This window comes from Myxococcales bacterium, from assembly GCA_022563535.1.
Lineage (GTDB): Bacteria > Myxococcota_A > UBA9160 > UBA9160 > UBA4427 > DUBZ01.
In genome coordinates this window covers 1-13,102 of sequence record JADFNE010000018.1, presented here as the reverse complement: position 1 = coordinate 13,102, position 13,102 = coordinate 1, and the positions used below count along the sequence as shown (strand labels likewise).

General features: G+C 60.5%; 8 protein-coding genes and 1 tRNA gene. 4 read left to right on the top strand and 5 right to left on the bottom strand.

The genetic code is table 11. The features are described 5' to 3' along the window. Nucleotides 1-64: 64 nt before the first annotated feature. Nucleotides 65-2,665, top strand: a complete 2,601-nt coding sequence (gene clpB, locus IH881_07830; GenBank protein MCH7867593.1) for an ATP-dependent chaperone ClpB — start codon at nt 65-67, stop codon at nt 2,663-2,665. Between the two features lie 37 nt (nt 2,666-2,702). Here clpB and IH881_07825 read toward each other — a convergent pair whose 3' ends face one another. After that, on the bottom strand, nt 2,703-4,436 hold the full coding sequence (locus tag IH881_07825) for a tRNA uridine(34) 5-carboxymethylaminomethyl modification radical SAM/GNAT enzyme Elp3 (protein MCH7867592.1): 1,734 nt from the start codon (nt 4,434-4,436) through the stop codon (nt 2,703-2,705). A 92-nt stretch (nt 4,437-4,528) separates the two neighbouring features. On the opposite strand from IH881_07825, the gene IH881_07820 reads away from it, so the two are divergent. Both IH881_07820 and IH881_07815 read left to right on the top strand, forming a co-directional pair. Continuing rightward, the gene (locus IH881_07820; protein MCH7867591.1) at nt 4,529-5,296 is read left to right on the top strand and encodes a class I SAM-dependent methyltransferase; all 768 of its coding nucleotides are present in this window, start codon (nt 4,529-4,531) and stop codon (nt 5,294-5,296) included. 289 nt (nt 5,297-5,585) lie between these two features. Then, nucleotides 5,586-8,792, top strand: a complete 3,207-nt coding sequence (locus tag IH881_07815; GenBank protein MCH7867590.1) for a protein kinase — start codon at nt 5,586-5,588, stop codon at nt 8,790-8,792. On the opposite strand, the gene IH881_07810 is transcribed toward IH881_07815, so the two are convergent. From IH881_07810 to IH881_07795, 4 genes are all read right to left on the bottom strand, one after another. Continuing rightward, nucleotides 8,789-10,015, bottom strand: a complete 1,227-nt coding sequence (locus IH881_07810; GenBank protein ID MCH7867589.1) for an SEL1-like repeat protein — start codon at nt 10,013-10,015, stop codon at nt 8,789-8,791. The genes IH881_07815 and IH881_07810 overlap by 4 nt on opposite strands. 198 nt (nt 10,016-10,213) lie before the next feature. After that, a complete protein-coding gene (trpS, locus tag IH881_07805; protein ID MCH7867588.1) occupies nt 10,214-11,191 on the bottom strand; it encodes a tryptophan--tRNA ligase in 978 nt (325 codons plus the stop codon). Nucleotides 11,192-11,244: 53 nt separating this feature from the next. Next, a complete protein-coding gene (locus IH881_07800; protein ID MCH7867587.1) occupies nt 11,245-12,198 on the bottom strand; it encodes an aminotransferase class IV in 954 nt (317 codons plus the stop codon). 260 nt (nt 12,199-12,458) lie between these two features. Beyond that, nucleotides 12,459-12,812, bottom strand: a complete 354-nt coding sequence (locus IH881_07795) for a hypothetical protein (protein ID MCH7867586.1) — start codon at nt 12,810-12,812, stop codon at nt 12,459-12,461. Nucleotides 12,813-13,026: 214 nt separating this feature from the next. Here IH881_07795 and IH881_07790 point away from each other — a divergent pair. Beyond that, a tRNA-Thr gene (locus IH881_07790) sits at nt 13,027-13,102 on the top strand.

Sequence of the window (13,102 nt, the reverse complement as noted above, 5' to 3'; positions counted from 1 at the left end):
TTCGCGACGCAAAAAAGTTGAATGCTTCCTTGACGCCCCGGCCGGGGTGAACAGAGTTGGGTCCATGCAAATGGACAAATTCACCATCAAGTCCCAAGAAGCACTCGCGAGTGCGCAGGGCCGTGCGTCAGACCTGAAGCACAGCCAGATCGAGCCCGTACACCTGCTGGGCGAGCTGATCGGCCAGGGCGGAGGCAGCACGATTCCAATTCTGCAAAAGCTCGGCGTTGTGCTTCCCACGCTGCAGCAGCGGATCGAAGAACGGTTCGCAGAACTCCCCCGCATCCAGACCGGGGTCCAGCCTCAACTCGCCAGGGCGACCCAGGAAATTCTCGACGGAGCCTTTCTAGAGGCCGACAACTTCAAGGACGAATACGTCTCGACCGAGCACATTTTGCTTTCCCTGGCCCAGACGGAAACGGATCCCGTCGGTGCAATCTTGCGCGACGCTGGAGCCACCCACGGCACCATTCTCAAAGCTTTGAAGACGGTCCGCGGGAGCGCGCGGGTGACGGACCAGGATCCGGAATCGAAGTACCAGGCACTCGAAAAATTTGGTCGCGATCTCACTGCCGTGGCGCGACAAAACCAGCTCGACCCGGTGGTGGGACGCGACGACGAGATTCGCCGCGTGATCCAGGTTCTTTCGCGTCGGCGAAAGAACAATCCCGTGTTGATCGGTGAGCCCGGAGTCGGAAAGACCGCGATCGCCGAGGGACTCGCCCAGCGAATCGCCGAGGGTGATGTACCCGAATCCCTGAAGGACAAGCGTGTCATCGCCCTCGACGTCGGAGCCTTGATCGCCGGTGCAAAGTATCGAGGAGAATTTGAAGATCGCCTCAAGGCCGTGTTGCGAGAGATCGCCGAATCGGACGGAAACGTCGTCCTGTTCATCGACGAACTCCACACGATCGTGGGAGCGGGCGCAGCTGAGGGAGCGGCGGATGCGGCCAACTTGTTGAAACCCGCCCTCGCCCGGGGCGAGTTGCACTGCATCGGAGCCACGACCCTCGACGAGTACCGCAAGCACATCGAAAAGGATGCGGCCCTGGAGCGGCGCTTCCAACCCGTCCTCGTGGGAGAACCCAACGTCGAAGACACGATTTCAATATTGCGCGGACTGAAAGAGCGCTACGAAGATCACCACGGCGTGCGAATCCACGATGCCGCGTTGGTCGCCGCCGCGACGCTTTCACACCGCTACATCGCGGACCGCTTTCTACCCGACAAAGCAATCGACCTGATGGACGAAGCGGCCAGCCGAGTCCGCGTGCAGATCGACTCGAAGCCCGAAGAACTCGATACCCTCGAACGCAAACAGATCCAGCTGTCGATCGAGCGAGAAGCGTTGAAGCGGGAGTCGGACGAAGCGAGTCTCACCCGCATCGAAACCGTCGAAAAGGAAATCGCGGATCTCCGGGAAAAATGCGACACCCTGCAAACTCGCTGGCAGAATGAAAAAGACGTCATCGCTTCGGTACGGAAGTTGATTACGCGACGTGGCGAGCTCAACCTCGAACTCGACCGCGCCCAGCGCGAAGGGGACTACGAGCGCGCCGGGGAGCTTCGCTACGGGAAGTTGGTCGATCTCGAGCGCGACCTCGCCTTGCGCCAGGAGTCCCTCGACGGACTCCATGCCCACGGCTCCCTGCTCTGCGAAGAAGTCACCAGTGAAGAGATCGCGGAGATCGTATCGAAGTGGACCGGCATTCCGGTTGCCAAGATGCTGGAGGGCGAGCAAGACAAGCTCCTGCACATGGAAGAGATGCTGCATCAGCGGGTGATCGGACAGGACAGTGCTCTCGTGGCGGTCTCGAACGCGGTACGGCGCGCACGTGCGGGATTGCAGGACCCCAACCGTCCGGTGGGTTCGTTCATCTTCCTCGGACCCACGGGTGTGGGCAAAACCGAGACGGCCCGGGCTCTCGCCGAGTTCTTGTTCGACGACGATCGCGCCATGGTGCGCATCGACATGAGTGAATTCATGGAGAAGCATTCGGTCGCACGCTTGATCGGAGCACCGCCGGGATACGTCGGCTACGACGAGGGCGGCTATCTCACCGAAGCCGTGCGACGCCACCCCTACAGCGTGGTTCTCTTCGACGAGATCGAAAAGGCGCATCCAGACGTATTCAACGTGCTGTTGCAGATTCTCGACGACGGCCGCCTCACTGATGGACAGGGACGGACCGTAGATTTTCGCAATGTGATCCTGATCATGACCTCCAACATCGGAAGCGAACACATTGTCGAACTCGCTTCGGATCAGCAAAACGAACTCGAAGAGCGCGTCAATCGCGCGCTACGCGCCCATTTCAAGCCGGAGTTTCTGAATCGCGTCGACGACGTGGTCGTCTATCGACAGCTCCAGAAGGAACAAATCGGAGCGATCGCACAGATCCAGCTCGGCCGGGTCAAGGAACTGTTGGCTGCCAAGCGGATCGATCTCGAGGTGAGTAGCGCAGCGCAAGACCTCATCGCCGAACGGGGCTACGACCCTCATTACGGCGCGCGACCGCTCAAACGGGTGATTCAGCGACTCATCCAGGATCCCCTGGCCGTGCAGATTCTCGCAGGCGAGTTTCCCGAGGGCTCGAAAATCTCGGTCGACGTGCGAGACCCGGAATCTGCCACAGCTGACGCCCTCGAGTTTTCAAAGATCTGAGTCGCCGGGGGGCGCCCTTTATGAATCGCGCAGGCGCCTAGAGCTGCAAATGCTGATACAGGGCGCCGTCTTTGAATCCAAGGCGGCGGTAGTAACCTCGCGTTCCGACCGCCGAGATGACCGCCAGGTCTGAGTAACCATGCGCTTGCGCCCGGTTGCTCGCCTCCCGGATCAACCGGGCGCCAAAGCCGCGATGCTGCGGCTTGTCGCGATTGCGGGTACCGAGATCGAGCGCACCCCCGTAGACGTGCACCTCGCGAATCAAGGCGCTGCTCTCGATTTCCCGACAGAACGAAGCCGATTCGGGCAGTGCGAGGCGCAAGAATCCAATGATCCGATCCTCCGGCGTCACGAATTCGAAAAACACCTCTGCCCCGGTTCCGCTCGCGTAGTCAGTAGCCCGCATTTCAAGGGTCTCGGGATCAAATCTCTGCCCGCGAATCTCACGGGTGCGGATTTCTTGCGACTGTTTTCCCTCGGCCGCCAGTGCCTTCTCCGCAAGTTCGCGAAAGTTGGTCAGCTTGTTCCCGACTACGATGTCGTCGGACGAGATATCGCGGATCACCCGGGTCAAGCGGCAGTAGCGCGGCGTACTTGCGAGGGATCGCGTGAGTACATCCAGGAGTTCATCGTGTTCGTAAGGGCGCCAACTGCCGTCACGATACGAGCTCATCAACTCGGCCGTCTCGATCAGACTGCAGGGGTAGATCTTGAGTTCGTCGGGACGAAAGTCGGGATCATCGAAGAGCCGTCGGTAGTCCTCGCAATCGGCTTCGGGAGTCGATCCCAGCAGGTTCGGCATCCAATGAGCGTGAATCTTGAAGCCCGCTCGGCGCAAGAGCCCAATGGCGCGACGGGTATCCTCGACGCTGTGACCGCGCTTGATCAGATCGAGCACCGAATCCGAAAGGCTCTGGATGCCCAGCTGTACTTTCGTGCAGCCCAGCCGGCGTATCCGCAGCACTTCGGCTTCGGTCACGTAGTCGGGTCGGGTTTCGATCGAAAACCCCACGTTGCGACAAACCGTGTCTTCGTTGCGCTGCTGGCTTTCGCGCAATGCCTCCCAGTCGGCAGATTCGACCTCGACCTCGCCTTCCCGCCCTTGTTCGCGCAAAAATGAACCGACGACCTTGTTGTAGATCGGCCCGCTGCGAAGCCCTGAATGGGCTGCGTCGTCGAACCCGTCGAAGTTTGCGGCGTGAACCTCGGCCCATTCACGACCATCGATCTCGAGACCAAAGTCGTTCATCGCGTCCAGACAGCGCTTGGCAAACCAGATCTGATAGGCCTCGGGATAAAACGACCAGGTCCCGCCCAACACGATGAGCTCAATCTTGTCCGTGGAATGCCCCGTTGCTCGAAACGCGGCCAGGCGATTCCAGGTCTGAAGATAGGGATCGAAGCGATTGTTCGCGGCTCGCTGCGCCCCGGGCTCGTCCGAAAGATAGCTTTTGGGCATGCGTAGATCGTTTGGGCAATAGATACATTTTCCGGGACAAGGGAACGGCTTGGTCAGAACGGTGAGTGGAGTAACGCCACTTTGACTTCGCACGGGCCTGCGGCGAACCCGGGACACGAATTCGATATCGCTCAGGCCAAAACCTTCGGAGTCGGCGAACGCCCGGTATCCGGCGATGATCTCGGCCCGAGAGAAGAAACCCTTGCCTCCCCGCGGATACCGACGCAACACCGCGTCGAGTGCTCTCGTGTCGACCTCGGGCAAGGCCTCGATCTCGCGAACGATCGCAACCAACTCGCGGCGATGGGGCACCGGATCGAAATCGGCCCCGTTCCACTTGCTTGGTTTCCTACGGATCGCCGTCGAAGTGCCTCGCGTCATTTCCGTATAGTATGGCAGCGACCATGAACGCCAAAACCCGGCAATCCCTGATCGATCTCAACCGCCTCTTCTATGCGGGGCTTGCCGAAGAGTTCAGCGAGTCGAGACAATATTCCTGGCCCGGTTGGTCGCGCGCACTCTCGCATCTCAAACCCCCGGACGATCACCCGATCTCAGTGTTGGACGTGGGCTGTGGCAACGGTCGCCTCGTCTCTTTTCTCGAAAAAGACCTCGGGTCTGCGTATCACTATCTCGGCCTCGATTCGTCCCCCGCCCTGCTCTCACACGCTCTCGCGTGTCACGCCTCGCTCCCCCATGTGAAGTTCGAAGATCTCGAAATTCTCGATCCGGCCGTACGACTCGCACCCGAGGGGCTCCGGTTCGACCTCATTGCGCTGTTTGGAGTCCTCCACCACGTCCCGAGCGAAGGATCTCGGCGAGAATTGATGCAGCGGTTGGTCGCTCGGTTGCGCCCGGGCGGATTACTGATCGTCACCGCCTGGCAATTTGGGGCGTTCGAACGGTTTCGCGCCCGGATCATTCCCTGGGAGGAGTACAACGCTCGGGCCCGGGACCCGATCGACGAGCGCGAGTTGGAAGTCGGCGACCACCTGCTTCGCTGGGGCGAATCCTCCCTGCCCCGCTATTGCCATTTTGCCCCTCCGGACGAGTTGCGGGAGCTGTCGACGCTGAAGTCCGCTGAATGGGTGGATGAATTTTCCGCTGACGGCAAAACGGGCGACCTCAATCGCTATCTGGTTTTGCGTCGCGGCCGCGACGCGAACGATTGATCGTCGGTCGCAGCACCCACCCCGATCTCCGTATCCCAACCACTGGACCCCGACTGCTTTAGCAGTCCGTGCGCAACTACATCGGTAGCGGAACTCGCAACCCATTGCCCCGGTTCTGGCGCAGCTCTGTGGCGTTTCGGGATCTAGACGACGGTTCGCGGCTCCCCCAGAGAATCGGCGTCGCGCAAGTGTTGCCGGCAACCCGCGCGAAGTCACAGGTTTGGCGGCCAAAGAGGCCATTTGTGACCTCAATCACCGCGGGCATGAGGCCGATGTATTCGGAGCACCCATGCAGCTATCGACCTCTCTCCAAATTGGCGCATTCGTGATCGCCACTGCCGTTTCTACACTCGCTTCGAGTGTTCTCGCCGAAGTGCCGCTCGCCGCAATGCCCGCTGTAGAAACGACCGAAGTTTCGCACTCGATCGCGGCGGAGCCGGAGGCGTCGAACGCTGCGATTGCCGAACCGCAAGTTGACGAGGAACAGATCTCACAACTGCTGCCAACCCTCGACGACGGGTCCACCGAGATCGAGACTGCCGATCTGGAAGATCCACCGGCGGAGTCTTCGAATCTACCCAATGTTCTGAACGACGCATCGCTGCGCCAGTCGCGAATTTCGGCGCATCGACCCGCCATCGTCTCGACCTCGCACCAGTCGATCCTTCCACCCGTCCTCAGGGTCCGAGCGCAACGACTCCGCGGGATCGCCCTCGAAGCCATTGAAGACTACGAGGGATCGCGCAAGGCGTTTGAAATCTGTGTCGGGCTGGGAGACGAAACCGCGAACAACTGGCAGCGCCTGGGTCGCGCCCGTCTTCGCACAGGCGATTTCGAGGGCGCAGAAGCCGCGTTCCTCGCGGCGTATCAACGGGGTCTCTCACAGGATCGCGACGGCAAAGCAGATCAATCGCTCGCCCTGCAGGAACTGGGCGAGCTCTATCTCCTCACGCGACAACTCGATGATGCGCGACTGATCTTGAATGCGGCGCTGAAACTCACACCGAATCAGCGGCGGATCAAAGAACTTCTGAGGCGACTGGAGCACGAGAGCAGCGATGAGTTCAGAGCGGTCTCCCGGGCGGCGCGACCTCTCTGGCCGGAGACTCGTGCCCAGGTGATTCGGGCACAAGTCGATCATGCGCTCGACCGCGGCTATCAACTGCTCCCCGAGGAGCTCAAGCGTCCTCTGCGCCAAGTCGGAGAGTTCGCCATCGATCAGCAGGGTCGCGACGCGGGGTTCGTATTGATCGCATGCCTCGCGCTCACGATCGGGGTGCTGAGGCGTTTTCGGGGACACGGAGACCTGGTGATTGCGATCGAGTTCCCCCAGGAGCTGCGGGGATCGTTCACCGTGGCCATTTCCGAGAGTCCCGGACAATACAAGCGAACCAAGTCGGGTGAGGTCCGCGGAGCGAGCGGACGCGAAAGCAGTTCGAGCCGCAGTGTGCATCAGAACGTTGGAAGGGAAACTCAATTCCAACGGCTGATCCCCAGGATCTATTACATCGCGGTCGACGGGGCGCTGATGGACGCCGACAGCAACGAAGTCTTGATGAGGCCCTTTGACGAACAGGGGATCGAGATTCGCAAGGGCGAGACCGTGCGCCTCCAATTTGACCTGAAGCCTCGCGAATGCCCCGTCGACGTCCACGTGCTCTGGGACAAACAACCGACCGAAGACGCGGGGGTTTCGGCGCGCGGATTCCCGAACTCTCTTCGCTATACACGAAACGGTGCCGCGCGACTGCGACTGTGCAAAGGAAGTCATACGATCATGGTCGGAAGTGGCGACCGCGTTGCGGAACGCGAGATCGAAGTGCAATCCTTCTCGCCCACCACGGTCATGATCGATCTGGCTGGCTCCGAGGGCATCATCTTCAAAGGTTGCCCTCCGGCGGTCAAACCCTATTTGCACGGGGATCACAACGCCGCAGCGCGAGCCCTGTCCCGAGATGGACACACGCGGATCGCCAACATCCTGCTCGCGCGGCTTCACCGAGATCAGGGCCAGGCCGAGCGTGCCGCCGAATACTTCAAGGCCGCGGGCCAGCCCCTCGAAGCGGCCGAACTGCTCGCCACGCTGGAGGACTACGCAGGCGCCGCCCTGTTGTTTGCAGAAGCCGGCAAGGGAGACCGCGCAGCGGAGATGTACCGGTCTGCCGGCGAGTGGTTGAAGGCGGGGGAAGCCTTCGAATCGATCGAAAACTTCAGGGAAGCCGCCGGATGTTTTCGCGAATCGGACAACGTCGGGCGATGGCTCGGTGCCCTCGAGAAAAACGGCGACTATTTCGAGGCCGCGGAAATCGCCCTGGGACGTTCGGACCGTGCGCGCGCAATTCGACTCCTTCAACTCATTCCAATCGACTCCACGCAATACATAGACGCCTGTGAGTTGCTCGCCGATGCCTTCGAGCACGAGGGACATGCGGACCTGGCCGTTCAGAAAATCGAACAGCGAATCTCTGCGGATGACAGTTCGCCGGATCTGCATTCGCGACTGGCCGCGCTGCTCGAGACCTCCGGCGACTTCACTCGTGCTCTCGATGTGCTCGAATCCTTGCGCGACAGTGAACCGACTTATTCGAATATCGCGACACGCATCGAGGGACTGCGCAAAAAAATCACGGCGCAGAACCATTCGCCTGCCAAGGGCGGTCGAAGCAATCTCAGCGCCGCAACCCCCACCGCGTTTCTGTCTGAGAAGCGTTACAAGATCATCGAGGAGTTGGGGCGAGGCGGGATGGGCGTGGTCTACAAGGCCATGGATCTGCGTCTCAATCGAGAAGTGGCACTCAAACAGTTGCCGGAAAACCTGCGCGAACATCCGAAGGCGATACAGCTGTTCCTGCGTGAGGCTCAGGCCTGTGCACGACTCAACCACCGCAACATCGTCACGATCTTTGACACCGACCAGGAAGACTCCAACTTCTTCATCACCATGGAGCTACTTCAGGGCTATCCACTGAATGTGATTCGCAACAAGCGCGGGCGCATTGCAGAGCGCGATGCAGCCCGCCTGGGCATCCAGGTTGCCGACGGACTCCACTACGCCCACAGCCACGGCATCGTGCATCGCGACATCAAGACCGCCAATCTCTTCTTCACGACGGACAAGGTCGTAAAGATCATGGACTTTGGCCTGGCCAAAATGATGGAAGAGGTTCGCCGGGGCACCACCGTACTCGGAGGCACGCCCTACTACATGTCTCCCGAACAAGCGATGGGTGGCGAGGTGGATCAACGCGCGGATATCTATTCGTTCGGCGTCACGCTCTACGAACTCGTGACGGGGGGCGTACCGTTCTCCGAAGGTGACGTCGCATACCACCACCGCCACACCGAGGTCACGGATCCACGAGACCGGGCAGAAGGAATTGGCGATGATATGGCTGAACTGATCCTTCACATGATGGAAAAGGATCCACAGCAGCGATGCGCGAGCGCTGGGGACGTCGGAAAGCGACTACAGCGAATTGCCAACCGGCCGGATTAGCGAATTTCGGTCACGGGCTCTAGGCGCAGTTGCGTGAGTTCGAGTTCCGCTCGTTGGTGTCCCTGGGCCGCCGCCATGGCTAGCCATTTCTCCGCTTCTTCTCGCGTCAGGTTCGCGCTCAGCCCCCTCGAGTACATCCCACCCAGGTTGTACTGGGCCGGTGCGTAGTTCTGCGCAGCCGCGGCGCTCCACCAGCGCTCCGCCTCGGCGAGATCTCTTGCAGCCCCTTGTCCGGTGAGGTAAACCGACCCGAGCATGTTCTGCGCCCCGGCGTGATTGCGCTTGGCAGCCTCGCCGTACCAATGGAGAGCCTCGGCATAGTCCTGCCTGACACCGAACCCCTTGAGATAGAGAACCGCGAGATTGTTGCAGCCATCGGGATCTTGTTGCTCGGCGGCCGAACGGGACCAACGCGCTGCTTCTTCGTAGCGAACCGGCACTCCTGCACCGGCCGCATACATGTAACCGAGTTGCGCCTGCGCCGGTGGATAACCCTGTTCAGCGGCCAGCCGAAACCACGTCAACGCTTCCGCCGCATCGAGTTCGACACCCTTGCCATTTTGGTAGATGTCTCCAAGCGTGTATTGGGCGACCGAAAAACCCTGTTCCGCAGCGCTTAGATACCAGCGCAGCGCCTGCTGCATGTCTGCCTCAACACCGGTGCCGGTTTCGTACGCGCGAGCCAGGGCGTTCTGCGCATTGAGTAGCCCGAGATCTGCGGCTTTTTGAAACATCGCAACAGCGCGACGAGCATCGACCGCGACGCCCTGCCCTCGCTGGTAGACCATTCCCAGGTGGTGATACGCGGTGGCGTCTCCCCCTTCGATCGCGAGTTCGAGCCAGCGACGTCCCGCCGCGAAGTCCGGGCTACTGAGCCCGACGCCGTTGACCAACAGACGACCCAGATCACTCTGCGAGCGAACGTGGCCGGCTTCAGCCGCCCGGGTGAACCATGCGACAGCGGCACTGTAGTCGCGCTTGCCCGGGTCGGCGGTCATCCACAGCGTCGCGACCTTGTGTTGCGCTTCGCGATTGCCGCTGATGGCGAGTTCGAGCACGCCGGGTGCGACCACACCCTCGGGCAGCGAAGAATGACGACGATCCGGTGAGTAATCGATCCGATTGCACGCCGACAACGACAACATCGACGACAACGACAGGGCGAGCAATCCCATCGCAAGCCAAGAACTAGAAATCGAAAGCGAACAGACAGACAAGCGCATCAACAGAGTCTCCAAACAGCCTCGCGGCCTAGATTTCGTCTCTGCTATTCGGATGCTACTGCGTGTGGGTTGAGCCCCAGATCGGAACCAGTCCCGCCTGGTTGAACGGCGCCGGTGGGCGCGGACACGCAAAACAAACGCGTGTCAAATGGTTTGGCGGGTCCAACTGCATCCGACTGAGGCGGACACGACCCAGGCTCAGCCCGTGCTTCCCAGCCCTGCAACTCGCCGGCAACTCTCCAGCACGGGTGCCGCAATGCTGCGAGCCTTTACCGCACCGGCGGCGAGGATGTCGATCACATCATCGGGTCGCTTTTCAAACTCGGCGCGACGCTCTCGCATGGGTTCGAAGTACTCGAGCACGCGTTCGAGCAGTTCGAGTTTGATGTGGCCGTAGCCCAGGCCCCCGGCGCGCGTGCGTTTCGCAAGATCCTCGCGTTCCGCCTCGTTGGCAAACAACGCGTAGATTTCGAACAGCGCTCCGGTCGGCTCTTTCGAATCTTCCATCGGAGTCGAGTCGGTGACGATCCCCATCACCGCTTTCTTGGTCTTCTTGGGCGTCGCAAGCATCGGAATCGTGTTGTCGTAACTCTTGCTCATCTTGCGCCCATCGGTGCCGGGAACCACCGCCGTAGAGTCGAGGACGTAGGCCTCGGGGAGTTTGAGGACCTCTTCCCCGTAGTTGTGGTTGAAGCTCAGCGCCATGTCTCGTGTCATCTCGAGATGCTGCTTCTGGTCCTGACCCACTGGCACGAGATCGGAATGGTAGAGCAAGATGTCTGCAGCCATCAAAACCGGGTAGGTAAACAAACCGTGATTCGTCGTATCCCCCTTGGCGATCGCATCCTTGTACGCATGGGCGCGTTCGAGCAGGCCCATCGTCGTGACCGTCGAGAGAATCCAGGTCAGCTCCGTGACTTCGGGAATATCGCTCTGCACAAAGAAGATGGCGCGGTTGGGATCGATTCCGGCTGCGAGATAGTCGAGCGCCACATCGAAGGTGTTCCGACGGCGTTGCTTGCCATCGCGCATCGTGGTCATCGAATGGTAGTCGGCGATGAAGTACATCGTCTCGCTGTGCGCGTCCTGAAGCTCGACGAACTGGCGCAAGGCACCGAAGTAGTTGCCCAGGTGCAGAGAATCGCTAGTGGGTTTGATCCCGGCCAATACGCGCATCGACTCGAACCTCGAAAAACCGCCGAAGCGGAAACTGATCAATCAATAGAGAGTTAAACGACCTGAAGCCAGTGAGCAAACTCTGGATCGCGACCGCTGACCACTCGTTCGAAGCGTTCTTGCAGCATCTTCGCGACCGGGCCGACCTCCGCCGCTCCAATGGTCTTGCCGTCCACCGCAACGACCGGCCACACCCCTGCTGTCGTTCCCGTCAAGAAAACCTCTCCGGCCTCGAGCAGTTCTTCTGGCGTGATCGGCGCCTCGCGAACCTCGAGCCCACTCGCGCGAGCCAATTCAAGAATGGTCAAACGCGTCACCCCGAGCAGGACCCGGTTGACGGGCGGGGTCAGGAGCACGCCGTCGCGATCTACCATGAAGACATTGGCGGTTGGAGTTTCCGCAACCTGCCCGTACTCGTCGATCAACAGGATTTCGTCGTGGCCGGCGGCCCGGGCCCGGGCCTTGGCCGCCATTGTGGAAACGTAGTTTGCCGCCACTTTGGCCTGGGGAGAGACGATGTCCGCGCGTCGGTTGTGGATCTGCTTTTCGATCCACAGACGGCAGGTCGCGCTGCGCGGTGGGACGGGATTGGCCTTGTGGGCCAGCACGTCGGACGTGGGATCGTAGGCCGCAATTGCGACCTGGACTTGATCGTCAACCGGGACGACATCGATTTCGATCGAGGCGATGAACGCGTTGATCTTTACAGCCCGAGCCCCGGGGTTGATACGGACCGTCTGCCTGACCGCGAGATCGAGCTCCGCGTCGGCGTAATCGAGGCGAAGACCAATCAACTCGCAGGAGCGGCGGAACCGTTCGAGATGCTCGGGCAGCCGAAACAGGGCCGCCCCCTGGGGATTCTGGTGCACACTCAAATAATCGAAGACCAGCGAGCCGCGCTGCACCGCGTGGGAGAGCACGTGGAGCGTCGCCGCGGCCCAATCGACAAACTCGCCGTTGAGCCAGATCTTGCGGTCAACCCTCGGGTTGTTCGGTTTTTGGGGCACAGCGGGACTGTATCACGCGGCCCGCTGCGGGAAAGATTCGAACAATCTCAGTCGCGATCAAATTTCTTGCAACCTCGGACGCCCTCGCGCCCACTTCCAAATGAGCACCACAAGTGAAAAAATCCGAGAACGGGAGTACCAGTCCGTGAGACATGCCATCGACTTCATGCGCAGCGCCACAAGCAGCGGCGCGTATCTCTACCGAGAGATCGTGCTTTCGGCCCTCGAACTGATTCCAGTTCGGAGCGATAGCCGGCCGCTCAGCTTCCAGACACGTCCCTGGCCGGAAATTCGGGGTTCCTGGGTGGCTGCGCCGGATGCAGTCCGCCTGCCGGGTCAAAGCCCGCAGTCGCTCTAGTCACGGAGTGCAGCGCTGAAACCCGGCGCTGCTTCGCCAGTAGTTCGGGTTCGTATGCCTTGACCCAGGTGCGCGCGGCGAGCGTCAGCGCGAAGAGCAACAAGATCCCCGCAATAATCAGAAACTCGAACGGCCCGAGAAAAAAGATCGCCGGCCGATACGAGGTGGTGATCGCAATCGCCTTGAGGACCCCGCCCAGCGCGAGGCAGGTCCAACCAGTCAGAATCAACAGATCGATCATCGGTAATACGGGCATCGAGAAGGCTCCCTTGGCTGCTCCGTCAGTATAACCTCCAGGGGAGCGGACAAGCGAAAAGTCTACCGGGCGCAGAAACCTGGAAAATCCCATGATTCGACCGGCCGCCATCCGGAAATTCGGCCAGCGAGACAAACATTTGCAGCCGAGGATGCCGAAAAGAACCCCGCGGGCTAAAATCCGCCGCCGGGTTTCTCCGACCCGTAAATTTTTCGCTGATGTAGCTCAGTTGGTAGAGCAGCTCACTCGTAATGAGCAGGTCGTCCGTTCAAATCGGATCATCAGCTCCA